The organism is Massilia oculi (assembly GCF_017582745.1).
GTDB lineage: Bacteria > Pseudomonadota > Gammaproteobacteria > Burkholderiales > Burkholderiaceae_D > Telluria > Telluria oculi_A.
Genome location: NZ_JAFVIM010000010.1, coordinates 37963 through 60486 on the forward strand (window position 1 = coordinate 37963; position 22524 = coordinate 60486).

Consider the following 22524-nt stretch of genomic DNA (forward strand, 5'->3'; position numbering starts at 1 on the left):
AGGAAGACCATGCAAGACGAACTCAAACTGCTGGGCGGCGCGATGGTGACGCTGGCGCTGGCGACATCGGCGCTGGTCGTGGTGCCGCACATGCAGCTCAAGGACGGCGAGCCGCCGCCGGGCCTGAAGCCCTATTCCTCGGCCGAGCTGCGCGGACGCCAGGTGTACATCGCCAACGGCTGCATCTATTGCCACTCGCAGCAGCCGCGCGACCCGATCCAGGCGCCGGACGACAAGCGCGGCTGGGGCCGCGCCTCGGTGGCGGCCGACTACCACTACGACAAGCCGCACCTGCTGGGCACCATGCGCACCGGCCCTGACCTGTTCAACATCGGCGCGCGCCAGCCCAGCGTCGACTGGCATTTGGGCCATATGTACCAGCCGCGCGCCTACGTCGCCGGCTCGATCATGCCGGCCTACCCCTACCTGTTCGAGGTCAAGGACAAGGCGGACGAAGGCGACCGCGTGGTGACGCTGCCACGCGGCTATACGCCGGCCGGCAAGGTGGTGGTGGCGCGCCAGGAGGCGCTCGACCTGGTGGCCTACCTGGTGGGCCTGGATCACACCTATCCGGCGGTCGAGACCCTGGGTACGCAGAGGGAACGCAAATGAGTGAGCAACAACGTGAGCACGAGCGCGCCCAGCGCCGCGAGAACCCGGATCCGACCGAAGGCGAGCGCCCGTTCCCGAAACCGCTGATGGCCGTGGTGATCGGCCTGGTGGCCTGGGGCATCGGCTATATCTACGTCACCCAGAGCAACGACGACGCCGCCTTCGGCGACCACCGCACCCTGGCCACCCTGCAGGGGCCGGCGCCGGGCGCCAAGGTCGACGGCGCCCAGATCTACAACGCCCAGTGCGTGGCCTGCCACCAGGCCAGCGGCCTGGGCCTGGCCGGCGTGTTCCCGCCGCTGGCGGAATCCGAATGGGTGACGGGCGACCCGAAGCGCCTGGCGCAGATCGTGCTGCATGGCGTCTCCGGCACCCTGACGGTGAAAGGCGCCGCCTACAACGGCATGATGCCGTCCTTCAAGGACAAGCTGGACGACGCCGAGATGGCGGCGCTGCTGACCCATATCCGCAGCCAGTTCGGCAACCGTGCCCAAGCCGTCGACGTCAAGCTGGTGGCGGAGGCGCGCAGCGCCAGCAGCGCGCGCACGGCGCCATGGAAGGGCGACGATGAACTCGCCTCTTTCAAGTAGCCGTGCAACCGTTCTTGCCGTGCTGGCCGTGCTGCTTGCCGGCAGCGGCGCGCTGTATTACGGCAGCAGCGGCTTTCGCGCGATCTCGACCGAGGCCGCGCGCCGCATCGAGGTGGCCGAACGTCCGCTGCGACTGCCGGCGGCGACCCTGAGCGGCGCCGACGGCGCGACGCGCCCGCTCGCCGACGAGCTGGCCCGCGACGGCCGCATCACCCTGGTCACCTTCATCTATGCGCGCTGCCAGTCGGTCTGCCGCGTGGTGGGCAGCGAACTGCAGCAGATGCAGGAGCAGATCCGCGCGCGCGGCGTGGCGGACAAGGTGCGCCTGGTGACGATCAGCTTCGATCCGCGCGACGATGCCCGCACGCTGACCCGGTACGGCCGCATGATGAACAGCGATCCCGGCGTGTGGCGCCTGTATGGGATACCGATCGAATCCGAACGGCGCCGCCTGCTCGACGCCTTCGGCGTGATCGTGGTGCCGGCGCCGCTGGGCGAGTTCGAGCACAATGCGGCCTTCCACGTGGTCGACCGCGACGGGCGCCTGGTGCGCATCCTCGACTATACCGAGCCCGCCCTGGCGCTCGACGACGCGCTGGCGCGCGCCGCGGAAAGGACGTAGGCGATGGCGCGCCTGATGGGCTGGAGCGGCCCCGCGCTGCTAGGGGTGTTGCTGGCCACCCGCGCGCCGCTCGAGGCGTCGATGCTGCGCCACATGCTGGTGCAGCTGCCGCTGCTGGTGCTGTGCGGCGCGCTGCTGCGGCCCTGGCTGCGCCTGCCGGCGGGCCTGGCGCGCTGGGACGCGCATGGACTGGCGACCTTCACCGCGGCGGCCTTCATCACCACCTACTGGATGATCCCGCGGGCGCTGGAACAAGCGCTGTTCGAGCCGCTCGCGGCCAGCGCCAAGTTCGCCAGCCTGCTGCTGCTCGGCGCCGCCCTGCCGGGCGCCCTGCGCCGGGCCCACGTGGTGGTCCAGCTGTTTTTTGTCGCCAATATCTGCGCCATGATGGCGATCGCCGGCATGCTGTACCGGGAGCTGCCGCAGCGCCTGTGCAACGCCTATCTGCTGGACGACCAGACCGTCACCGGCACCGCCCTCGTGACCCTGGCGCTGCTGCTGGGCGTGGCCTGGTGCGTCGTCAACGCACGCCATTTCGCCGACCCGCCGGAGAAGTTGTAGGGCCCGCAGCCTTCGCACTTCATTCCCGCCTGCGCGGGAATGACGTGCGAAGGCTGCGGGCTACCGACGATGTGCTGGGGCTGCGGGCCTGTCGAGAACACGCAGCGCCACGTCCTTCAGTTATACGCGCTGCGGATGCCGCTGCCGGGACGGATCAGGCCGCGCTGGGTCGCGACCACCACCGCATGGGTGCGCGCGGTGGCGTCGAGCTTGCTCATCACGCCCTTCACATGGGTCTTGACGGTGCCGACGCCGATGCCCAGCTTGCGGGCGATCGACTTGTTGCAGCAGCCTTCGGCCAGCAATTGCAGCACGTCGGTCTCGCGGCCGGTCAGGGTTTCGCGGCTGAGGCTGTCGGCCACGCTGCGCGTCACCGATTCGCTCAGGTAGCGCTGGCCCTGGGCCAGCGAGGCGACCGCCTTGAGCAGCTCGTCCTGGCTGCACGACTGCAGCACGTAGCCATGCACGCCCGCGTCCATCGCGAGGCGCACTTCCCATTCCTTGTCGAGCTGGGTGACGATCAGGACACTGGGTCGGCGCAGGCCCGCGTGCTCGGGCTGGCGCGCCAGCGCGAGGCCGGTGTCGTAGTCGGCGACCAGCACCCGCGCCACCTGCCGCGCCTCGGGCTGGCTCAGGTGGGTGCTGACGCGCCATTCGGGGCGGTCGGCGAGGATGGCGTGCAGGCCGGCGGTCATCACCGGATCGGTATGGATGATATGAACGGCGGATGGAATGGTAGGCATGGTGTACTCCTGATTTAGCTGCGTCGGGCTCGCTACCCGTTCGTTCATATTGGAACGACAAGTTAAGTCCGGCAAGTTAATACATGTAAAAATTGCGCCTGTCGGTATCGGTCGGCGCTACGTCGGATGCGTTATACTTGGGCGATCATGCGTCTGACCTCCTTCACCGATTACACGTTGCGCACGCTGCTGCACCTGGGCAGCAACCCCGGTCGCCTGGTGACGATCCAGGAGATCGCAGACCTGCACAACATTTCTAAAAACCACCTGATGAAGGTGGTGAACGAGCTCGCACGTAACGGTACGATCGAAACCATTCGTGGCCGCAACGGCGGTTTCCGCCTGGCACACGATCCGAAGGACATCAACGTCGGCGCCATCGTGCGCATGAGCGAGAGCGACTTCTACATGGCCGAGTGCTTCGACCCCAACGGCACGCCCTGCGGCCTGGTCAAGGCTTGCGGCCTGAAGGGCGTGCTGGGCAATGCCACCGCCGCCTATCTGGCCGAACTCGACCGCCACACCCTCGCTTCCCTGCTGCCCGAGCCGCGTCCGCGCGAAGTGCCGGTCACGGTGCACCGGCGCAAGGCCGCCTGAGCCTTCAGGCGACTACCTCTCCGGCCTCGATCGCCGGATAGAACTCCCGGTCCTCGCGCCGGATGCGCTGGTACAGCTTGCGCAGCACCCGGTTCGCCTCTTGCCTGAACTGTTCTGGCGCCTTGACCAGCCGGCTGGCCAGGTTCCAGCGCCCGGCGAACGCCAGGTAGTCGGCGGCGATGTCACCCATCTCGTTCTGGTAGGCCTGGCTCATGCGCGCCAGGCGCAGGTCGCCCTTGGCCAAGGCCGGATACAAGGTGTCGTTCTCGACCGCCAGGTGCAGCCGCACCACGCCGCTCATCGCGACGATCTGCGCGGCGATCTCTTCCGCATGCTCGGCCACGCCCTCCTGGCTGCTGGCGCGCAGGCGGTCGATGCCGTCGAGGATGTCGAGGTGCTGATGCTTGAATCTGTCGATGTTCATGATCGCTTCCTTCGTCTATCTACCGAGGCTTGTGCTCAGCAGTTAACCAAGTGTAATGCGATTTCCGTAAAGATGCAAACATTATGCTTGTTTTGATGCGCAGCGCGTTCGGCCAGCCCTGCGGCCCGCCCCGGCCTCAGGTCGAATGGATGCGGCGCTCGTTCAGCAGCGCCACGAAGCGCCGCGCCGCCAATCCTTGCGGACGGTTGTTGGCCCACACCACGTCGACGAACAGCTTCATGATGTTGGTGAAGTTGGCGGAAGGGATTTGCACCAGCTGGCCGTCCGCCAGCGGCGCGCGCACGAAGCCGGCGGGCAGCCAGGCCCAGCCCAGGCCGGCGCTGACGAGGCTGAGCGCCGCGACCGGGTTGTCGGTCTTCCACTGCAGGCGCGACATGGCGATCCGCTTGTCGACCTGGTCGGCATGGCGGCCGGCCATCACGATCTGGCGCTCGCCCAGCAGGTGCTGGTCGCGGATCGCGCCGGCCGGCACCCGCGCCAGCAAGGGATGATCGGACGCCAGCACCGCCACCAGCGTTTCCTGGGCCACTTCCTGGAAGCCTTCGCGCGGGTCCATCCCATAGCGCTCGAACACCAGCGCCAGGTCGGCGCGGCCATCCTGCAACATCGCCAGCGCATCGGCTTGCGCCGCGCTCAGGACGTTCACCTCCAGCAAGGGGAACTCGTCGGACAGCGCGCGCAAGGCGTCGTGCCAGGGCGCGGCGGCCATCAGCTCGGGCACCAGCACCAGGGTCAGGGAAGGTTCGAGGTCCTGGCTCAGCGACAGCGCATGCTGGTTCAGCAGCCGCAGTTGCTCGACCAGCAGGCGCGCCTGCGGCAGCAAGGCCAGCGCGTGCCCGGTGGGCCGCGGCTCGCGGCCGCTGCGGTCGAACAGCTCCAGGCCGAGTTCGGCTTCCAGGTTGGCGATGGCCATGCTGACGGCGGACGGAACGCGTCCCAGTGCGCGCGCTGCAGCGGAGAAGGAGCCGTGGTCGACGGCGGCGAGCAGGATGCGCAGGTGGTCGAGATCGAAAGCCATCTATCAATCATACTGATAGCTTCTGACTTTTTCCATCATCCTGATTCACATAAGATGCCTTGCATATCGACGGCAATGTCTGCCGTATCTATTCGAGGAGAGCATCATGGTGTGGCTGGTCTTGTTTTTGGCGGGCTTGTTCGAGGTGTGCTGGGCCGTCGGCCTGAAGTACACGGAAGGTTTCACCCGCCTGTGGCCGACGGTCGGCACGGTAGCGGCGATGGCGATCAGCTTCGGCCTGCTGTCCCAGGCCATGAAGACGCTGCCGCTGGGTACGGCGTATGCGATCTGGACCGGCATCGGCGCGGTCGGCACCGCCCTGGTCGGCATCGTCCTGTTCGGCGAGTCGGCCAACCCGGCTCGCCTGGCCTGCATCGGCCTGATCGCGGCGGGCATCGTCGGCCTCAAGCTGGCCAGCCCCGCCTGAATATTTTTCTGGAAGAATGTCGATTTCCTGGTGCACCATTCGTCGCAGGGATGCATGCCAGGTTTCTGCCCTCGGCGGCCCCACTACCCAGGAGAACAAGATGTCCCAAGAACCCGTCAAAGGCCCGGCCTCGTACTTTCCATCGATCGAGAAAAAATATGGCCAGCCCGTCGATCACTGGCTGGGCCTGCTGGCCGCCCAGGCGCCCATGAAGCACATGGAACTGGTGGCCTGGCTCAAGAGCGAGCACGCGCTGGGCCACGGGCATGCGAACGCCCTGGTTGCCCATCACCTGGCCAGGAGCGGGGCCTAGTCCGGCCGGCCGAGCTGGCGCTCCAGCTCGGCCTTCCGCACAGACAACGCCCGGTAATGGCGCCGCGCCCGCGCCAGCAAGAAGCCCGCCACCACGGTCATGACGGCGAACACGGCGCAAGCCGGACGGGCCGCCGCGATGCCCTCTTCCACCACCAGATACAGGCTGCCGGCGGTCGCCGCCGTGCAGAAGGTGAAGGCGATGCGGGTCGCGACCACCCGCTGCAGGGCCAGCAGGCGGAAGCGCCGGCGCAAGACGTACACGGCGTAGGCGGCCCAACACAGGCCCATCGCGGTCAGCGCCGCGAAGGCGATCGACGTGCGCTCCGGCAAGCCGGGTTCGGTCAGGCATAGCGATCCGGTGATCGTACTCATGCACAAGCTGCCCAGCAACAGGGCGACGTGCCCGGCGCGGGCCTTGACGGACAGTTCCTGGTCGGACAGCGTGGAAAGCGGCGAGGTGGTCATGCGCGGACTCCTTTACGGTCTAGGTGTTGACGTAACATCTTGCGGGCACGATGCAGGCGCGACTTGACGGTCCCGGGCGGGATCCCGAGCACCTGCGACACGTCGTCGAGGCTGAGCTCGCGCAGGTAGAACAAGGTCAGCACTTCCTGCTCGAGCAGCGGCAGGCGGCCCAGTTCGTCCATCAGGACGCTCAGCGCTAGTTCGTGAAGAATGGTTTCGTGCTCGTCCGGGGCCGGATTGTCGTCGGGCACGGCGTCGGCGCACTCGAGACGTCCATACTGCTTGCGCAGGCGGCTCATCAGGACCCGGTGGCCGATGCCGAACAGCCAGGAACGCAACCTGGCGCCGTCGCGCAGGCCGTCGATGCCGCGCAATGCGCCGACCCAGATGTCCTGGGTGGCGTCGTCCGCCGCCGCATCGTTGCCGGTCAGGTTGCGCGCGTAGCGCCATAGAGGCTGGTACCAGCGCGCCGCCAGCGCATCGAAGGCGGCGCGTTCGCCGAGCTGGCAGCGCACGACCAGCAACTCATCGGCGCGCGTGTCGCTACTCTGTTGCTGGATGAAATCGGTCGACTTGTCCAAGGCATGTCCTTTGGCTGCGGGGAGCGGTGGAGGGAGCGATGCGCAGCCAGCGGCCGGCGATCATGCTCCTGTAGTCGGCCATGCCCGCAAAAGGTTCATTCCAGGCTCCCGCCACGTGTTCGGATATTAAACCGAGTCGACATCGCACTCGGCAGTATTACGCCAGGACAGACATCGGTACTGGCCGCATGCCCTGAAAACGGTGGCTTTTGATAAAAATCAACAGTCCATCTGGCAAAACTTTCCCCCGAGCCGGTTTTCCGTACCATGCATCTTGACCTCGATACTCCGGAATCCGACCCTGTCCATGATCGCAAGGATCTGCTCTTTCAGCGCAATGCCAACGGAGGCGCCCCCGGCAAACAGCCCGCTTCCCAGCCATTACGAACTGGGCGCGCACCTCGGCGCCGGCGGCTATGGCGAAGTGTACGAAGCCTGGGACAACAAGCTGCAGCGCCGGGTGGCGATCAAGCGCATCGAACGCGCTGCCCATGCGGGCGGCCACGCCGACCCGCTGCATGAAGCGCGCATGGCGGCGTCGCTGCACCACCCGTCGTTCGTCACCGTGTATGCCATCGAAGAGGATGCGTCCGGCGCATCGATCGTGATGGAGCTGGTGCACGGCCGCACCATCGGGCAACTGGCCCAGAAAAGCCCCATCGCCCGCGCCACGGCGCTCGACTGGATCGGCCAGACCGCCGCCGCCATGCAGGATGCCCACGCGGCAGGCCTGGTGCACGGCGACCTGAAACCCTCCAACCTGATGATCGAGCCATCCGGCAAGGTGCGGATACTCGACTTCGGCCTGGCCTCGCGCTGCGACGCTCTGGCCACCGGCGCGGTCGAATCGACCGGGCCGATCGGGACCATCGCCTACATGGCGCCGGAACGCCTGACCGGACACCGCGCCGACGCACTGTGCGACATCTACGCCGTCGGCGTGCTGCTGTACGAACTGCTGGCAGGATCCCGCCCGCACAGCCACCTCAGCGGCCTGGCGCTGGCGGCGGCGCACATGCAGTCGAGCTCGGCCAGCTGGCACTATCCCGACACCATCGATGCTCCGCTGGTGGCCCTGATCAGGGACATGACGGCGCAGCAGCCCGCGCAGCGGCTGCCGAGCATGGCGCAGGTGGTGCAGCGGCTGGGCGAGATCGCGCACCTGCAGGCGCCGCATCCGCATCCGCCGCCGTCCCCGTCCCCGCGCCGCCGCTGGCAGGGTTCGGTGTCCGTGCTGGTGGCGGTCGTGCTGGCGGGCGGCGCATGGCGGCTCGCGCCGGCGCCGGTCCATTCGGCGGCGCCGGCGCCGGTCCATTCGGCGGCGCCGGCGCCAGTCCATCCGCCGGCGCCCGTGCCGGTGCATTCGCCGGCGCATGAGATGCAGCGGGGGTTGGCCGCCTTGAAGAATTTCGACCGCCCGGGCAACCTGGACGCGGCCGAGCGTCACTTCAGCGCGGTGCTGGCGCGCGACGGCGCCCATGCGGCGGCGGTGGCCGGCATGGCCCTGGTGCAGACACTGCGCTACCGCGGCGACACCCAGGACGAGGTCTGGCTGCGCAAGGCCGACGCCAGCGCCCAGCAAGCCATGAAGCTGAACGACCAGCTGGCGCTGGCGCACATCGCCCTGGGCTGGGTGCAGGGCAGCCAGAAACAGTACGAGCGCGCCGGGCAGGCTTTCGAGCGCGCGCTCCAGCTCGACCCGGCCGATTTCTTCGCCTGGTACGGCAAGGCCCAATTGCTGCGCCACGCCGGGCACGATGCGCAGGCATTCGAGACGCTGCGGCTGGCCCAGGCCGGCTTTCCGCGCGAGCGCGTGTTCGTCGACGAATTGGGCAGCCTGCTCTACGAGCGCGGCGACCTCGCCGGCGCCGAGCAAGCCTTCCGCCGCAGCATCGCCCTGCAGCCCGACGCGGTCACCGGCTACGCCAACCTGAACGCCGCCCTCCTGCGCCAGGGCCGCGCCGACGAGGCCCTGCGCGTGCTGCAGCAGGGATTGCAGGTGCGCCCGAGCGCCACCCTGTACGGGAACCTCGGCAACGCGCTGTTCCTGCGCGGCGACTACGTCGGCGCCGCCGCCGCCTTCGAGCATGCGGTGTCGCCGCTGCATGGGGCGCCGGGCGAATACCTCAACTGGGCCAACCTGGCCGATACCCTGCTCTGGATTCCGGGACGCGAAGCCGAGGCCAGGCAAGCCTACGGCGAGGCGCGCCGCCTGCTCGCGCCCATCCTGCAGCGCGCGCCGCACGATGCGACCCTGGTCTCGCGCATGGGGTTGTACGCCGCCCGCAGCGGCGACCGGGACGCGGGCATGCAGCTGTCGGCGCGCGCTACAAAGCTCGCGCCCCGCAGCGCCGACGTGCAGTTCCGCGCCGGCCTGGCGCGTGAACTGCTGGGCGAGCGCGAGCTGGCCCTGGCGTCGATCGCCAGCGCCCGGCGGCTGGGATATCCCGCCGCCTTCATCGACGCGGAACCCGACCTGGTCGCGCTGCGGCGTGACCTGCGCTATCCCCGTCCCTGAGCGCCCGGCCCACTCCATTTCCCACCCACCAGAAAGGCATGACCATGAGCGACGTCAGTCAAGCAGTCCCAACCGACCATACCTTCCAGGTCTACTACAGCAAGGCCGACCGGCAGATCCGCTGGAAATTCGATGGCGCCGACGACATCGAGACATGCAAGGTGTACACCAGCGACAGCATCGCCTTCTCCTTCCAGCCCGAATCCGACGACGGTGGCGGCACCGTGGTGCAATCCGTGCTGCTGTCCGGCTCCCAGTCCGACAAGACCAAGGGCGCGCCGTTCGAGGAAGGTTCGCTGATCGACCTGAGCAAGTCGATGAACCTCAAGGTCGGCACGTCGACCGGGCTGTGGGGATTCAGCATCGCGTTCACCGTCGCCCACGGGGACAGCAGCACCTCGTTCTATTTCGTGCCCGATCCGGAACTACAGGTCGGTTCGATTCGCGCGTGAGCGCTCCAGCAAGCCCAGCTTGTTGAGCTGGCGGCGCAGCGGCCCGGCCAGCGTCTTCAGGGCCGCGGCGCAGCGCTCCACATCGCCCTGTGCCCCGGCCCAGGCACGGCCGATCTCCCCGGGCTCGATGCCTTCGGCACGCCGGATCGACGGGTGCCGGTCGAGCCGCTTGTACAGGCTGGGACGGGAGATGCCGAGGAACTCGGCGGTGCTGCGCAGGATCCAGCCGTGGCGCGCCAGCGCCTCGACCAGCTCATCGTCGCTCAGCTCGGATGGCTTGCGGCGCGGCGCGCGCTTGCCGGCATCGGCCGCAGGCAGCGCCTGCACCAGTTGGTCGAAGCGCAGCGTGACGCCACCCTTGACCATCAGCGCGGCCCGCTGCAGGACGCGCGCCAGCTGGCGCACATTGCCCGGCCAGTCGTAGCACGCCAGTTCGGCCACCAGCGAGCAAGGCAGGTCCACGCGGCCATCGTCGGCCGGATACAGTTGCTGGATCAGCACGCCGATGTCCTCGCGCCGGCTGCGCAGCGGCGCCAGCTGGATCACCACGCCTTCCAGGCGGCGCAGCAAGGCCTGGTTGAAATGGGCGCCATCCAGGCGCTGGTCGGTCGCCGCCAGGATGCGCGCGGTCGAGCGCAGCTCTTGCGCCGCGCCCAGCGGCCGATAGTCGCCGCCCTCCAGCACCCGCAGCAGCATCGGCTGGACGCAGGCGGGGGCGTTGCCGATTTCATCGAGGAACAGGGTCGCCCCGCTGGCTTCGCCGAACAGCCCCTTGCGCTCGCCCAGGGCGCCGGTGTAGGCCCCCCTGGCGGCGCCGAACAGTTCGGCCGCGGCCAGCGACTCGTTCAGGGCCGCCATATTGACCGTCACCAGCCTGGCGCCGGCGCGTGCGCCGAGCGCATGGATGGCGCGCGCCACCACTTCCTTGCCGGTTCCGGTTTCCCCTAGCAGCAGCACCGGCAAATCGCTGCGGGCGACCATGCGGACCTGGTCGCGCAGCATGACGGCGGTGCTGCCGACGCCGTGCAGGCCCTGCACCTCGTTCGCTTTGGGCAGCACCGTACTCCAGTGCAGGCACAGCAGCACGGTCCGTCCCAGCGCGATCACCTGGCCGCGTTCGAGGTCGGCGTGGTCGAGCGCCACGCTGGCGCCGATCTCGCGGCCGTTCAATTCGGTGGTCATGCGGCTCAGCGGCGCCTGCAGCGAGACGCCGTCGTCGATGCGCGCGATGCGCAGCGGCTCGCGCGAGATGCTGCCATGCCCGAGCGGCAAGCCTTCGGCGCCGGGACGGCTGAACAGCGGTGTGTAGCGGCTCAGCTCCAGCACGCCGCCGGGCGCGCCGGCGATGCACTGCTCGCCGATGCGGGACGAGTCAGGATGCCAGAGGATGGTCAGGGTCAGCAAACGGCTGGCGGCGCCGTCCGCATGCATCAACGGCGCGGTCAGCGTACGGGAGTCACTGAGCTCATGCATGCGCGATCCTCACAGCGGCCATGTCCGGGTCCCTGGCGGTGTATATGGCGTGGAAACGGGAAGTCAATTTTACACTTCCTTGACAATGCCGACAGCGGTAAACCAGCCACATAAGGCCCTGTTCGCATGCCCCGCGCATGAAATGGCGTTTTCATGCGCGCACAAGCCTTGCCCGCGGCGCTGGCACACCCCTTGCGATAGATGGCCTGCGGACCGCGCCTGGCGGCCGCACCATCCAGGCCGGTAGCTTGACGCCGGCCCATTCCAACCACTGGGGAACACACGAAGTCCTCGCAACTTTCTGGAGAACGATCATGTCTGTCAATCAAGCAAGCATCATGTGGCAAAAATTCGTCCAGGGACTGAATTCGTCGAGCGCCGGGGCCGGCCTCGACCCGGCAACCTTGATGCCCACCGGCGGGCTCGCCAACGCCGACTGGCAGTATATGGACGTGACCGGCCTGCCCGCAGCCGCCGGCACCCCGCCAACGCCGGGCAGCACCCTGGTAGCCGGGCTGGAGAACTGGTCCAACGTCATGCCGGCGTGGTCGCCGTCGTATGCGCCGTCGTCGATGAATTTCTATGACCAGTACAAGGCCTTCCTGTTCGCCATCGCTCTCAAGGGCGGCAATCCGGCCCTGCAGCAGATCGCCGATGGCTATGGGGCCAAGGTCACCGCTGCCCAGAAGGCACTGTCGACTGCAAACACCAATTGCGTGACCGCCTGGGCCGCCTTCAACACGGCCCAGTCCAGCCTGCCGCCGTCGGCCCAGTCCACCTATACCCAGTGGTACCAGGCGAACGGCTGGAATCAGGTGATCACCAGCGCCCAGAACGCGCTCGCTGCCCAGGTTACCCTGTACAACCAGGCCCTGGCGCAGGTCGGCGGCCCGGACTACCAGACCATTTCCGGCGCCCAGGCCAAAGTGGTGCTGAGCCCCGCGTCGGGCAACGGCGTCGCCGATGCATCGGGTAACCTGCAGCCGGCGTACGTCATCACTCCCGGCCTCAATGACTGGTACGTGAGCGCACTGCAGACCCTGGCCAGCAGCGCGCCGCCGCAGATCTCGATGACCATCAAGCTCGACGATTCCAACAGCAGCAATCTGGTGGTCAGCAACTTCCTGGACGTCTCGGCCTCCGGCACCTACGACGCGTTTTTCTGGGGCGGCTCGGCCTCGACCTCGTATTCGCAATCGAGCGACGCCCAGGATTACACGAGCCTGGTCCAGGGCATGACCATGACCTATACCGCACAGGCCGCCGAACTGTTTTCCATCGCCCCCGGCGCCTGGTTCGATTCGAGCATCGTGGCCGACTTCTACGACCAGGTCTCGCCGACCTCGGCCCTGGCCAACAAGCAGCTGTTCGGCCCCGACGGCATGCTGAACCTGCGCGCCGGCAAGCTGCTGGTGGTGCTCAAGCCCTCGGTGACCCTGACCTCGGACACCCAGAGCATCCAGGCCTTGTATTCGCGGATGTCGCAAAACAGCTCGGCCAGCATTTCCATCGGCGGCTTCTGCTGGAGCGCCCAGGCCAATATGTCGCAAGGCGCCAGCAGCTTCAGCCAGGATGTGAAGATGTCCTCCGACAAGACTTCGATCACCATCACCGACAACACCAACGCGCCCAAGGTCATCGCGGTGGTGCCGATCAGCATGGGTAAGAGCAAGTGAGCCCGATCGAGCACGGCGTCTTTTTCACTCTCTTCGCTCGTCAGGCATCAAGGAGATGACATGCCTCTTTACATGACGCAGAAAACCAGTTCCGGCGTCCTGCCGGCAATCACCTACTACCGGCGCCAGACCCAGCCTCACGTATCGCACGTCGAGAGCGGCGCCTTCACCCAGGCGGCCCGACTGGCTTATGCGACCGCCAAGCAGGTGCCCGTCGGGGCCGTCGAGCTGGGGGCCTACAAGTCTGGCCAGGGCGTACCCACCGGCGGTAATGTCGAGCAGATCTAGGAAATAGCACGACAGGAAGGTTCGCCATGGCTGGCTTGCCCCGCCATGGCGCCGCCGGTATCACACCTGCATATTCATGATGTCGTGATAGGCCGACACCAGCTTGTTACGCACCTGCACCGTCACCTGGAAGGCGATGCTCGATTTCTGCATCGCGACCATGGTGTCCGACAGGCTGACCGTGTCGTCGCCCATCGTGAACCGCTTGCTGAGCGCCTGCGCCTCGGCCGAACGGTTGCTCACGCCCTGCAAGGAATTGTGCAGCGCTTCCGCGAAGTCGAGCTTGACCGCGGACTTGCCGCCGACCGCGCTGGCATTGCCCAGCCCACTAGGGGCAACCGGCCCCGCCGAGTCCGGCTTGGTGGCCGCCGCCTTGAGCTGCTCCATCATGGCCTGGATGCGGCTGCTGTCGATGCCGCCGATACCGCCAATACTCATGTTACCCTCCTGCATGTTATTGCCTTGTAGAATCATCTACAAATGCACTCAGGAAAGCAGAATATCAGCGCAGGAGCCATTTTCACCCGTGAGTTAGGCCGGTAAACGCCCCCTATTTCGGGGTTTGAATGTTGCCCCACAGCTCCATAATTCTGCCTGTCCCCACCCATTCACCTGAATCCATCGAACATGGCAGCAACTGCGGAAGACCTTCTCGACACCACCCAGGGCCAGCCTCCGGCAGCGCCCCCGTCGTTTTTCCAGACGACCATGGGCAAGCGCGTCGCCATCGGCGGCGGCATCGCGCTGATCCTGGCGCTGATGATCGCTGTCTGGATGTGGAGCCAGGCGCCCGAGTATCGCGTGCTGTTCTCGAACTACAGCGATCGCGACGGCGGCGCCATTACCGCCTCGCTCGACCAGATGGGTGTGCAATACAAGTTTTCCGAAGGCGGCAGCGCGATCCTCGTGCCGGCCGAGCAGATCCACGACCTGCGCCTGAAGCTGGCCGCGCAAGGCCTGCCGAAGGGCGGCAACGTCGGTTTCGAGCTGATGGAAAACCAGAAGCTGGGCGTGTCCCAGTTCCTGGAACAGGTCAACTACCAGCGTTCGCTCGAAGGCGAGCTGGCGCGCTCGATCCAGTCGCTGGGTTCGGTGAGCGCCGCGCGCGTCCACCTGGCGCTGCCGAAGCCGTCCGTGTTCGTGCGCGACCAGCAAAAGCCGACCGCCTCGGTGCTGCTCAACCTGCAGCCGGGCCGCGCCCTCGACCAGGGCCAGGTCAACGCCATCGTCCACCTGGTCGCTTCCAGCGTGCCTGAGCTGCCTATCGGCAACGTGACCGTGGTCGACCAGACCGGCGCCCTGCTGTCGGAACAGCCGGGCAAGGGCGCGGGCAACAAGATGCTCGATGCCACCCAGCTGAAATACGTGGACCAGGTGCAGGAAAACATCATCAAGCAGGTCGAAGCGATGATCAAGCCGCTGGTCGGCGAGGGCAATGTGCGCGCCCAGGCGACCGCCGAGATCGACTTCGCCCAGGTGGATACCGCGGCCGAGATGTACAAGCCGAACTCGCCGCCCGAGCCGCAGGCGATCCGCAGCCAGCAGACTTCGGAAACACAAGGCGCCGGCGCCGGCCCGTCGGGCATCCCGGGCGCGCTGTCCAACCAGCCGCCGGGCGTGAACACCGCGCCGATCGATGGCGAGCCGCCGGCCGAAGCGCCTGCCGCCACCGGCCCGAGCACCAAGAATTCGACGACCAATTTCGAAGTCGACAAGACCATCCGCTACGAACAGCGTCCGATGGGCGGCATCAAGCGCCTGACGGTCGGCGTGGTGGTGAACTACCGCCGCATCGTCGACCCGGCCACCGGCAAGGTCACCGTGCGTCCGCTGGCAGCCAACGAAGTGGCCCAGATCAACGAACTGGTCAAGCAGGCAATGGGTTACAGCGAGGCACGCGGCGACACCATGAATGTGACCAACGCACCGTTCGACGGTGTGGACAAGCCGGCCGATCCAGTGGTAGAACCGGACTGGTGGCGTGACCCGGCAAATATGCCGCTGTTCAAGGACCTGGCCCGCTACGCTTTCGTGTTCGCCGTGATCGCCTTCCTGTACTACCGCTTCCTGCGCCCGCTGCTGCGTCCGGCGATCAAGAAGTTCGACGAAGCGACCGCAATGCCGGAAGAGCCGAAGGAAGAAGAAGAGGCCGAGGGCGAGGCAGAGGACAACGACGCCGAGCCGGACGAGGAAGACCTCGAGGAAGAAGAAAAGATTCGCCGGGACATGGGTTACCGCGCCAACCTGAAGCTGGCGAAAGACCTGGCAAACGAAGATCCGCGCATCGTCGCAAACGTCATCAAAGCATGGTTGGGTTCAAATGAGTGATAAAGACAAGGACGGCACGAACAAGGCAGCAATCCTGATGCTGGCCCTGGGTGAAGCCGAAGCGGCCGAGGTGATGAAGTTCCTCGGCCCGCGCGAAGTGCTCAAGCTGGGCGCCGCGATGGCGCAGATGAAGGCGGTCCAGCACGGCCAGGTGGTCACGGTGCTCGAAGAGTTCGTCGAAGAGACCAATCTGCACTCGACCGTCGGCCTCGACTCGGACGAGTACATCCGCCAGGTGCTGACCAAGGCGCTGGGCGACGACAAGGCGGCCGTTCTGCTCAACCGTATCCTGGGCGGCAAGGACGCATCCGGCATCGAGAGCCTGAAGTGGATGGACTCGGTCTCGGTGGCCGAACTCATCCGCAACGAGCACCCGCAGATCATCGCCACCATCCTGGTCCACCTCGAGCGCGACCAGGCGTGCGAAATTCTGGCAAACTTTACCGAACGACTGCGCAACGACGTCGTGCTGCGCATCGCCACCCTGGACGGCGTGCAGCCGGCCGCGCTGCGCGAGCTGAACGACGTGCTGACCAAGCTGTTGTCGGGTAATGAACACATCAAGAAGTCCTCGCTGGGCGGCGTGCGCACTGCGGCCGAGATCCTGAACTTCATGAGCGGCGAGCAAGAGCAAGCCGTGATGGACAATATCAAGAACTACGACAACGACATGGCGCAGAAGATCATGGACGAGATGTTCGTGTTCGACAACATCATCGACATCGACGATCGCGGCATCCAGTTGCTGCTCCGTGAAGTGCAGTCCGAGATGCTGATCATCGCACTGAAGGGCGCCTCGCAGGATCTGCGCGAGAAGATCTTCAAGAATATGTCTCAGCGTGCCAGCGAGATGATGCGCGAAGACCTCGAATCGAAAGGTCCGGTGCGCCTGTCCGAAGTAGAATCGCAGCAGAAACAGATCCTGCAGATCGTGCGTCGTCTGTCCGACGAAGGCCAGATCGTGCTGGGTGGCAAAGGTGAGGATTCGTTCGTCTGATGGCACTACCGAAAGAACAGCAGAGCGCCTACCAGCGCTGGGAAATGGCGTCGTTCGGCGACGACCGCCCCAGCACGCTCGCTCGCCGCGCGGCCGAAGCCGCGGCGGCGGCGCCTCCTGCTGACGCCACGCCTGCCCTGCCGCCGGGATTCAATCTGCCGAGCGTCGAAGAACTGGAAGCGATGCGCGAAGCGGCGCGCCAGGAAGGTTTCGCGCAAGGACTGGAAGAAGGCCGCGCCCAAGGCCACCAGGAGGGCCGTGCACAGGGTTATGCCGAAGGCGCCGAGGCCGGCCAGCGCGAAGCCGCGACCGAGCTGGAGCAGGTGCGCCAGGTCGCCGCCAGCTTCGGCGACGCCATCGCCCAGGCCGACGAGACCATCGCCCGCGACGTGCTCGACCTGGCCCTGCGCCTGGCGCGCGGCATGGTGCGCACCGGTTTCGACGTGCGTCCCGAACTCATCCTGTCGGTGGTGCGCGACGCCATCGACCAGCTGCCCGTCCTGCAACAGCCGGCCGTGCTCACCCTGAACCCGCAGGACGCCGAACTGGTGCGCCATGGCATGGCCGAGGAATTGACGAAAGGCGGCTGGCGCATCGTCGAGAACGGTTCCATCGCGCGCGGCGGCTGCAAGGTCGAGACCGCCACTAACCAGATCGACGCGCAGGCCGCGGCGCGCTGGAACCGCCTGACCCACGCGCTGGGCGCCAACGTCGAGTGGCTGGGCGACTGATGGACGACCACGTCCCGCACCACAAGGAAGGCACGAACAGCAGCGACCCGCACACCGGGCGCTGGAAGTCCTTCCTGCGCGATTGCGACACTCTGGTCAGCTTCGCCGATCCGCTGCAAGTGTCGGGCCGCGTCACGCGCGTGGCCGGGCTGGTGATGGAATGCGTCGGCCTGCGCCTCGCGGTCGGCGCCGCCGCCACGATCCCGACCGCCAGCGGCTTCATCGAGGCCGAAGTGGTCGGTTTCGAGGGAGAACGCCTGTTCCTGATGCCCCAAAGCGATACCGAGGGCGTGGTGCCCGGTTCGCGCGTGTTCCCGGTCGAAAGCGTGCTGCCGCCGCCGGGCACCGTGCCGCACGGACGCCGCCGTCCGCAAGACCGCGCACGCCACCTGCCGGTCGGCATGCAGTTGCTCGGCCGCGTGGTCGATGGCGCCGGCCGTCCGCTCGACGGCCTCGGCCCGCTCGGCACGACCGAGGTCGGTCCGCTCAATGCGCGGCCGGTCAATCCGCTCGACCGCGCGCCGATCAAGGACACGCTCGACGTCGGCGTGCGCGCCATCAATGCGATGCTGACCGTGGGCCGCGGCCAGCGCCTGGGCCTGTTCGCGGGCACCGGCGTCGGCAAATCGGTGCTGCTGGGGATGATCGCGCGCTATACCGAAGCCGACGTCATCGTGGTCGGGCTGATCGGCGAACGGGGCCGCGAGGTCAAGGAATTCATCGACCAGATCCTGGGTCCCGAAGGCCGCGCCCGCTCGGCCGTCGTGGCGGCCCCGGCCGACTCGCCGCCGCTGCTGCGCCTGCAGGGCGCGGCCTACGCCACGGCGATCGCCGAACACTTCCGCGACCAGGGCAAGAACGTGATGCTGATCATGGATTCGCTGACCCGCTACGCGATGGCGCAGCGCGAGATCGCGCTGGCGATCGGCGAGCCGCCAGCCACCAAGGGCTATCCACCATCGGTATTCGCCAAATTGCCGGTGCTGGTCGAACGGGCCGGCAACGGCCTGGAAGGCGGCGGCTCGATCACGGCCTTCTATACCGTGCTGTCCGAGGGCGACGATCAACAAGACCCCATCGCCGATGCGGCGCGCGGTATTCTCGACGGCCACATCGTGCTCAACCGCCACCTGGCCGAGGCCGGGCATTATCCGGCGATCGACATCGAGCAGTCCATTTCGCGGGCGATGCACTCGATCACGACCCACGAACACCAATTGGCAGCGCGCAAATTAAAGCAATTGTATTCGCGCTATCAACGCTCGCGCGACCTGATCAATGTCGGCGCCTATGCCGCCGGCAGCGATCCGGTGCTCGACCAGGCCATCGCGAAGCATGGGGCCATCGAGGAATTCCTGTGCCAGGAAATCCACGACAACGCCACGCTTCCCCAGAGCTTGGGGCAACTTTCCTCGCTATTCAATTGATTGGCGAGAATTGCTCAGCGGTAGAATCGCTGCACCATGGCCCAATTATCCGCACTTGAAACACTGATCGACCTGGCGCAGAAGGATTCCGATGCTGCCGCCAAGCGCCTGGGCGCGGCCAACAAGCTGGTCGAGGAAGCCGAGCAGAAGCTGGAGATGCTGGTCGGCTACCGCGACGAATATGCGCGCAAGCTGGATGCGGCCCAGGTGGCCGGCATCACGCCTTTCGCGTACCACAACTTCGTTGCCTTTATTGGCAAGCTGGACAATGCCTTGAATGGCCAGCGCGACGTGTTGAAGCATGCCCAATTTAAGGCAGAGTCCGAGCGCAAGACTTTGCAGGAAAGCGAACGCAAGCGCTTGTCGTATCGCACGCTGAACGAACGCGCCGCGAGCGAGGCGCTCAAGGTGCAGAACAAGCGCGACCAGAAACAGATGGACGACCACGCGGCGCGTGGCGCCCGCTACAAACAACGCTGAGCGAAACATGACGACGCAGACCACGAATCTCCTGTTCCAGACCACCGGCGCCAATGCCAGCGCGCCACGCAGCGCGAGTCCGGACCGGCTGGCCGACAGCGCACGCAACAATGGCGCCTTCGGCGCCACCCTGTCGCGTGAACTGGCGGCGCGCCAGCAGGCGCCGCAGCCGCAGTCCCCGGCTCCGGCTGCCCAGCAGTCGAAGCCGGCCGCGCAGCAGCAATCGAAGCCGAACGCCGCCGACAAGCCCGCCAACCGCGAGCCGGTGCGCGAGCAGGCCAAGGCCGGCGCCAAGCCGGCCACCCACGAAGGCGAAGCGAAGACCACGAAGACCGCGTCCGCCGAGGGCGCGGAAGAAACCGGCGCAGCCGAAGGGGCGGCCGAGGCCGCCGAGGCTGCAGCCGCCGCCACGACGCCGGTCACCGATATGCTGGCCTTCATGGCCAGCCTGACCAGGCCCGCAGCGGCCGACGCCACGCCCGTTCCGGCCGATACCGCGGCCGCCGACGCCGGCGATCAGCAATTGAAGGCGTTGGCAAGCGCGCTGGAGCACATGACCGGCGCGGCGGGCGATGACGCCGCGACCGGCGCCGCCGCCGTCACCGACGAACTCGGCAAGGGCGTGACGCTGGCCGCCGGTGTGCAGCGTGCCCCGGTCGACCCGAACGCGCCCCAGGGCCAGGCCGGCGCGCTGCCGGAAGGCCAGCAGGATGCCGCCCAGTTCCAGACCCAGCTGCGCGAGCACCAGCAGCAACTGGCGACGACTGTCGAAGAAGCCCCGGCCCCGCTGGCCCAGCTGCAGGCCCAGGCCGCCAAGATGGCGGACGCGGTCGGCAACCCGGCCGCCGTGCCGGGCGACCGCATCCCGGCCCGGGTGGGCAGCCAGGCCTGGGACAACCAGGTCAGCCAGCGCATCGTCTACATGGTCGGCAAGGAGCAGGCCGCCACCCTGACGCTGAATCCGCCCGACCTGGGTCCGGTCCAGATCGTGCTCAACGTGAGCAACGACCAGGCCAGCGTGGCCTTCTCGGCCGAGCAGCTGGAAGTGCGCCAGGCGCTGGAGAACGCCCTGCCGCGCCTGCGCGAGATGATGAGTGAAAGCGGCATCGCCCTGAACAACGCGACGGTCGACGCCGGCGCACGCCAGCAGCAGCAGGACGGCGAACGCCGTACGCCGGGCGGCACGAGCGGCAATGGCAACCTGGCCGGCGCCGGCACTGGCGGCGAGGGCGAGGCAGCGGTGAACGAGGTGGCGCCGCGTACCCGCACCGTAGGGCTGGGCGAGCGTGGGATGGTGGATTTGTTCGCCTGAACATCGTAGGGTGGACGGGGTCCCCGTCCACGCGTTCAACCAGAGCATGCGATCGATAGCGCGAACATGCGTTGAACGCGTGGACGGCCAAGCCGTCCACGCTATACCCCGTACGGAAAGGGTGGCATAACAGCCGCCCTTTTGCATTCCCTCATCGCGCGGCTGCAACAATTCCGGATTTACTGCCTCTTCCTCCCTCTTTTCTAGGCTTGCCCGGGTGCATCTTTCCGCGACAATGCCATAATGTTGTATCCCATTAACCTAGCACTGAAGACCTATTTTGAAAGCGAATCCGAAAATGAAGGCTGATCCGAAAGCGGACGCGGCTGCAGCAGCGGCGCCGGCCGGCTCGAAGAAAAAGCTCATCATCATGATCCTCGCCGCGATCCTCGTGCTTGGCGCGGGCGCCGGCGGCGGCTGGTATTTCAGCCAGTCCTCGGCCGCCCATGGCGAAGAAGAAGCCCCGGCCAAGGAAACCAAGAAGAAGAAAAAGAAAGACCCGGCGGTCAAGCCGGAATACGTGCCGATCGAGGCATTCACCGTCAATCTGCAGCCGGAAAACGGCGAGCAGTATTTGCAGGTACAGTTCACCCTGCAGGTCGAGGGCGCGGAACAGGCGACCCTGGTGAAGGACAATATGGCGATCGTACGCAATCGCGTGCTGCTCCTGTTGTCGAGCAAAAAAGCGTCCGAAATCAATACGGTGGAGGGCAAGCAGCAATTGGCGTCCGAAATCCAGGCGGCGATTACCGAGCCGTTTGAAAAACAGGGCGACGAACAGGAAGTGTCCGACGTATTATTCACTTCGTTCATCATTCAGTAAGCACGAAGAAACATGGCCGATAATTTCCTCTCACAGGAAGAAGTCGATGCCCTCTTAAAAGGGGTCAACGGCGATCAGGACGACATTGCGACGCCTGAAGACACCTCGGGGGTACGCACCTATAACCTGGCAACGCAGGAGCGCATCGTGCGCGGCCGCATGCCGACGCTCGAGATCATCAACGAGCGTTTCGCCAGGTATCTGCGGGTCGGCCTGTTCAACTTCCTGCGCCGCAGCGCCGAGGTCTCGGTCGGTTCGGTGCGGGTCTCCAAGTACAGCGAGTTCATCCGCAACCTGGTGGTCCCGACCAACCTCAACCTGATCCACATGAAGCCGCTGCGCGGCACCGCCCTGATGGTGTTCGATCCGGGCCTGGTGTTCCTGCTGGTGGACAACCTGTTCGGCGGCGACGGGCGTTTCCACACCCGCGTCGAGGGCCGCGACTTTACCCAGACCGAGCAGCGCATCATCATGCGCATCCTCGACATCGTGTTCGAGGCCTACGGCAAGTCGTGGGAGCCGGTGTACCCGATCGAGTTCGAGTACATCCGCTCCGAGATGAACACGCAGTTCGCGAACATCGCGACCCCCAATGAGGTCGTGGTGTCCTGCACCTTCACGGTCGAGCTGGGCTCGGTGTCGGGCCAGATCCACTTCTGCATGCCCTACTCGATGATCGAGCCGATCCGCGATGCGCTGACCTCGAGCATCCAGGGCGAGGCGCTGGAAGTCGACAAGCGCTGGGTGCGCCTGCTGACGCAGCAGATCCAGGTCGCCGAGGTCGAGCTGGTCGCGGTGCTGGGCAACGGCAAGGCGAACTTCGACGAGATCCTGAACATGAAGATCGGCGACGTGATCCCGATCGTGGTGCCGGAAATGCTGCAGGCCACGGTCGACGGCGTGCCGGTGATGGATTGCAGCTACGGCGTGCACAACGGGCAATATGCGCTGAAGGTCGAGAAGCTGCTCGCGAACAGCGACACCTTCAGCAAGTAATCGATATGATTGGCCAGGCGCAGCGCGCCGGCCGAGGCAATGGAAGC

26 protein-coding genes are annotated in these 22524 nt (G+C 66.4%); 19 read left to right on the forward strand and 7 right to left on the reverse strand.

Annotated elements, in window-relative coordinates; genetic code table 11:
• Positions 1–9: 9 nt before the first annotated feature.
• From J3U95_RS13300 to J3U95_RS13315, 4 genes are read left to right on the forward strand one after another with little or no spacing between them, the layout of a single operon-like run.
• Positions 10–612 (forward strand): cbb3-type cytochrome c oxidase subunit II, encoded by a 603-nt coding sequence (locus J3U95_RS13300; RefSeq protein WP_208279060.1) that lies wholly within the window; start codon positions 10–12, stop codon positions 610–612.
• Complete coding sequence (locus J3U95_RS13305; RefSeq protein ID WP_208279061.1) at positions 609–1202, forward strand: c-type cytochrome; 594 nt, start codon at positions 609–611, stop codon at positions 1200–1202. Before J3U95_RS13300 ends, J3U95_RS13305 begins: the two co-directional genes overlap by 4 nt.
• Entirely contained in the window at positions 1180–1824 is a 645-nt protein-coding gene (locus tag J3U95_RS13310; RefSeq protein ID WP_208279062.1) for an SCO family protein, read from the forward strand. The genes J3U95_RS13305 and J3U95_RS13310 overlap by 23 nt, the downstream gene beginning before the upstream one ends.
• A gap of 3 nt (positions 1825–1827) precedes the next feature.
• Positions 1828–2385 carry a hypothetical protein gene (locus J3U95_RS13315; protein WP_208279063.1) on the forward strand — a complete coding sequence of 186 codons (558 nt, stop codon included), beginning with the start codon at positions 1828–1830 and terminating at the stop codon, positions 2383–2385.
• A 116-nt stretch (positions 2386–2501) separates the two neighbouring features.
• Here the strand turns inward: J3U95_RS13315 and J3U95_RS13320 are convergent, their stop codons facing one another.
• Positions 2502–3128 (reverse strand): LuxR C-terminal-related transcriptional regulator, encoded by a 627-nt coding sequence (locus tag J3U95_RS13320; protein ID WP_208279064.1) that lies wholly within the window; start codon positions 3126–3128, stop codon positions 2502–2504.
• Positions 3129–3275: 147 nt separating this feature from the next.
• On the opposite strand from J3U95_RS13320, the gene J3U95_RS13325 reads away from it, so the two are divergent.
• Positions 3276–3725: an RrF2 family transcriptional regulator gene (locus J3U95_RS13325; protein WP_208279065.1), complete on the forward strand. Its 450-nt coding sequence runs from the start codon at positions 3276–3278 to the stop codon at positions 3723–3725.
• 4 nt (positions 3726–3729) lie between these two features.
• Here J3U95_RS13325 and J3U95_RS13330 read toward each other — a convergent pair whose 3' ends face one another.
• Positions 3730–4149 carry a hemerythrin domain-containing protein gene (locus J3U95_RS13330; protein WP_208279066.1) on the reverse strand — a complete coding sequence of 140 codons (420 nt, stop codon included), beginning with the start codon at positions 4147–4149 and terminating at the stop codon, positions 3730–3732.
• 136 nt (positions 4150–4285) lie between these two features.
• Positions 4286–5188, reverse strand: a complete 903-nt coding sequence (locus J3U95_RS13335) for a LysR family transcriptional regulator (RefSeq protein ID WP_208279067.1) — start codon at positions 5186–5188, stop codon at positions 4286–4288.
• Positions 5189–5294: 106 nt separating this feature from the next.
• On the opposite strand from J3U95_RS13335, the gene sugE reads away from it, so the two are divergent.
• Positions 5295–5615, forward strand: coding sequence for a quaternary ammonium compound efflux SMR transporter SugE (gene sugE / locus J3U95_RS13340; protein WP_208279068.1), 321 nt, complete (start codon positions 5295–5297; stop codon positions 5613–5615).
• A 100-nt stretch (positions 5616–5715) separates the two neighbouring features.
• Positions 5716–5928: a DUF4287 domain-containing protein gene (locus J3U95_RS13345; protein WP_208279069.1), complete on the forward strand. Its 213-nt coding sequence runs from the start codon at positions 5716–5718 to the stop codon at positions 5926–5928.
• Here J3U95_RS13345 and J3U95_RS13350 read toward each other — a convergent pair.
• Entirely contained in the window at positions 5925–6395 is a 471-nt protein-coding gene (locus J3U95_RS13350; protein ID WP_208279070.1) for a hypothetical protein, read from the reverse strand. The genes J3U95_RS13345 and J3U95_RS13350 overlap by 4 nt on opposite strands.
• Positions 6392–6976, reverse strand: a complete 585-nt coding sequence (locus J3U95_RS13355) for an RNA polymerase sigma factor (RefSeq protein WP_208279071.1) — start codon at positions 6974–6976, stop codon at positions 6392–6394. Before J3U95_RS13355 ends, J3U95_RS13350 begins: the two co-directional genes overlap by 4 nt.
• A 337-nt stretch (positions 6977–7313) precedes the next feature.
• Here J3U95_RS13355 and J3U95_RS13360 point away from each other — a divergent pair, with 337 nt between their 5' ends.
• A complete protein-coding gene (locus tag J3U95_RS13360; RefSeq protein WP_208279072.1) occupies positions 7314–9494 on the forward strand; it encodes a serine/threonine-protein kinase in 2181 nt (726 codons plus the stop codon).
• Positions 9495–9538: 44 nt separating this feature from the next.
• Positions 9539–9946 (forward strand): hypothetical protein, encoded by a 408-nt coding sequence (locus J3U95_RS13365; protein WP_208279073.1) that lies wholly within the window; start codon positions 9539–9541, stop codon positions 9944–9946.
• Here the strand turns inward: J3U95_RS13365 and J3U95_RS13370 are convergent.
• Positions 9920–11419 (reverse strand): sigma 54-interacting transcriptional regulator, encoded by a 1500-nt coding sequence (locus tag J3U95_RS13370; RefSeq protein ID WP_208279074.1) that lies wholly within the window; start codon positions 11417–11419, stop codon positions 9920–9922. The genes J3U95_RS13365 and J3U95_RS13370 overlap by 27 nt on opposite strands.
• A gap of 314 nt (positions 11420–11733) precedes the next feature.
• On the opposite strand from J3U95_RS13370, the gene J3U95_RS13375 reads away from it, so the two are divergent.
• A complete protein-coding gene (locus tag J3U95_RS13375; protein ID WP_208279075.1) occupies positions 11734–13095 on the forward strand; it encodes a hypothetical protein in 1362 nt (453 codons plus the stop codon).
• Positions 13096–13155: 60 nt separating this feature from the next.
• Positions 13156–13383, forward strand: coding sequence for a hypothetical protein (locus J3U95_RS13380; RefSeq protein ID WP_208279076.1), 228 nt, complete (start codon positions 13156–13158; stop codon positions 13381–13383).
• 60 nt (positions 13384–13443) lie between these two features.
• On the opposite strand, the gene fliE is transcribed toward J3U95_RS13380, so the two are convergent.
• Positions 13444–13821 (reverse strand): flagellar hook-basal body complex protein FliE, encoded by a 378-nt coding sequence (gene fliE / locus J3U95_RS13385; protein WP_208279077.1) that lies wholly within the window; start codon positions 13819–13821, stop codon positions 13444–13446.
• Between the two features lie 189 nt (positions 13822–14010).
• Between fliE and fliF the strand changes: the two genes are divergently transcribed.
• The 8 genes from fliF to fliM all read left to right on the forward strand — a co-directional run bounded on the left by fliF (position 14011) and on the right by fliM (position 22477).
• Positions 14011–15711 (forward strand): flagellar basal-body MS-ring/collar protein FliF, encoded by a 1701-nt coding sequence (fliF, locus tag J3U95_RS13390; RefSeq protein ID WP_208279078.1) that lies wholly within the window; start codon positions 14011–14013, stop codon positions 15709–15711.
• Complete coding sequence (fliG, locus tag J3U95_RS13395) at positions 15704–16708, forward strand: flagellar motor switch protein FliG (RefSeq protein ID WP_109346698.1); 1005 nt, start codon at positions 15704–15706, stop codon at positions 16706–16708. Before fliF ends, fliG begins: the two co-directional genes overlap by 8 nt.
• A complete protein-coding gene (gene fliH, locus J3U95_RS13400; protein WP_208279079.1) occupies positions 16708–17439 on the forward strand; it encodes a flagellar assembly protein FliH in 732 nt (243 codons plus the stop codon). Before fliG ends, fliH begins: the two co-directional genes overlap by 1 nt.
• Entirely contained in the window at positions 17439–18866 is a 1428-nt protein-coding gene (gene fliI / locus J3U95_RS13405; protein WP_208279080.1) for a flagellar protein export ATPase FliI, read from the forward strand. The genes fliH and fliI overlap by 1 nt, the downstream gene beginning before the upstream one ends.
• Before the next feature lie 36 nt (positions 18867–18902).
• Complete coding sequence (gene fliJ, locus J3U95_RS13410) at positions 18903–19346, forward strand: flagellar export protein FliJ (protein WP_208279081.1); 444 nt, start codon at positions 18903–18905, stop codon at positions 19344–19346.
• 7 nt (positions 19347–19353) lie between these two features.
• Entirely contained in the window at positions 19354–20658 is a 1305-nt protein-coding gene (locus J3U95_RS28880) for a flagellar hook-length control protein FliK (RefSeq protein WP_208279082.1), read from the forward strand.
• Positions 20659–20956: 298 nt separating this feature from the next.
• Entirely contained in the window at positions 20957–21481 is a 525-nt protein-coding gene (fliL, locus tag J3U95_RS13420; protein ID WP_208279083.1) for a flagellar basal body-associated protein FliL, read from the forward strand.
• Positions 21482–21493: 12 nt separating this feature from the next.
• The gene (gene fliM / locus J3U95_RS13425) at positions 21494–22477 is read left to right on the forward strand and encodes a flagellar motor switch protein FliM (RefSeq protein WP_109346692.1); all 984 of its coding nucleotides are present in this window, start codon (positions 21494–21496) and stop codon (positions 22475–22477) included.
• Positions 22478–22524: the final 47 nt, after the last annotated feature.

Bases quoted from the DNA above. Each gene is read 5' to 3' on its own strand.
- J3U95_RS13300 (WP_208279060.1), top strand. From the start codon at position 10: ATGCAAGACGAACTCAAACTGCTGGGCGGCGCGATGGTGACGCTGGCG.
- J3U95_RS13305 (WP_208279061.1), top strand. From the start codon at position 609: ATGAGTGAGCAACAACGTGAGCACGAGCGCGCCCAGCGCCGCGAGAAC.
- J3U95_RS13310 (WP_208279062.1), top strand. From the start codon at position 1,180: ATGAACTCGCCTCTTTCAAGTAGCCGTGCAACCGTTCTTGCCGTGCTG.
- J3U95_RS13315 (WP_208279063.1), top strand. From the start codon at position 1,828: ATGGCGCGCCTGATGGGCTGGAGCGGCCCCGCGCTGCTAGGGGTGTTG.
- J3U95_RS13320 (WP_208279064.1), bottom strand. From the start codon at position 3,128: ATGCCTACCATTCCATCCGCCGTTCATATCATCCATACCGATCCGGTG.
- J3U95_RS13325 (WP_208279065.1), top strand. From the start codon at position 3,276: ATGCGTCTGACCTCCTTCACCGATTACACGTTGCGCACGCTGCTGCAC.
- J3U95_RS13330 (WP_208279066.1), bottom strand. From the start codon at position 4,149: ATGAACATCGACAGATTCAAGCATCAGCACCTCGACATCCTCGACGGC.
- J3U95_RS13335 (WP_208279067.1), bottom strand. From the start codon at position 5,188: ATGGCTTTCGATCTCGACCACCTGCGCATCCTGCTCGCCGCCGTCGAC.
- sugE (WP_208279068.1), top strand. From the start codon at position 5,295: ATGGTGTGGCTGGTCTTGTTTTTGGCGGGCTTGTTCGAGGTGTGCTGG.
- J3U95_RS13345 (WP_208279069.1), top strand. From the start codon at position 5,716: ATGTCCCAAGAACCCGTCAAAGGCCCGGCCTCGTACTTTCCATCGATC.
- J3U95_RS13350 (WP_208279070.1), bottom strand. From the start codon at position 6,395: ATGACCACCTCGCCGCTTTCCACGCTGTCCGACCAGGAACTGTCCGTC.
- J3U95_RS13360 (WP_208279072.1), top strand. From the start codon at position 7,314: ATGCCAACGGAGGCGCCCCCGGCAAACAGCCCGCTTCCCAGCCATTAC.
- J3U95_RS13365 (WP_208279073.1), top strand. From the start codon at position 9,539: ATGAGCGACGTCAGTCAAGCAGTCCCAACCGACCATACCTTCCAGGTC.
- J3U95_RS13370 (WP_208279074.1), bottom strand. From the start codon at position 11,419: ATGCATGAGCTCAGTGACTCCCGTACGCTGACCGCGCCGTTGATGCAT.
- J3U95_RS13375 (WP_208279075.1), top strand. From the start codon at position 11,734: ATGTCTGTCAATCAAGCAAGCATCATGTGGCAAAAATTCGTCCAGGGA.
- J3U95_RS13380 (WP_208279076.1), top strand. From the start codon at position 13,156: ATGCCTCTTTACATGACGCAGAAAACCAGTTCCGGCGTCCTGCCGGCA.
- fliE (WP_208279077.1), bottom strand. From the start codon at position 13,821: ATGAGTATTGGCGGTATCGGCGGCATCGACAGCAGCCGCATCCAGGCC.
- fliF (WP_208279078.1), top strand. From the start codon at position 14,011: ATGGCAGCAACTGCGGAAGACCTTCTCGACACCACCCAGGGCCAGCCT.
- fliG (WP_109346698.1), top strand. From the start codon at position 15,704: ATGAGTGATAAAGACAAGGACGGCACGAACAAGGCAGCAATCCTGATG.
- fliH (WP_208279079.1), top strand. From the start codon at position 16,708: ATGGCACTACCGAAAGAACAGCAGAGCGCCTACCAGCGCTGGGAAATG.
- fliI (WP_208279080.1), top strand. From the start codon at position 17,439: ATGGACGACCACGTCCCGCACCACAAGGAAGGCACGAACAGCAGCGAC.
- fliJ (WP_208279081.1), top strand. From the start codon at position 18,903: ATGGCCCAATTATCCGCACTTGAAACACTGATCGACCTGGCGCAGAAG.
- J3U95_RS28880 (WP_208279082.1), top strand. From the start codon at position 19,354: ATGACGACGCAGACCACGAATCTCCTGTTCCAGACCACCGGCGCCAAT.
- fliL (WP_208279083.1), top strand. From the start codon at position 20,957: ATGAAGGCTGATCCGAAAGCGGACGCGGCTGCAGCAGCGGCGCCGGCC.
- fliM (WP_109346692.1), top strand. From the start codon at position 21,494: ATGGCCGATAATTTCCTCTCACAGGAAGAAGTCGATGCCCTCTTAAAA.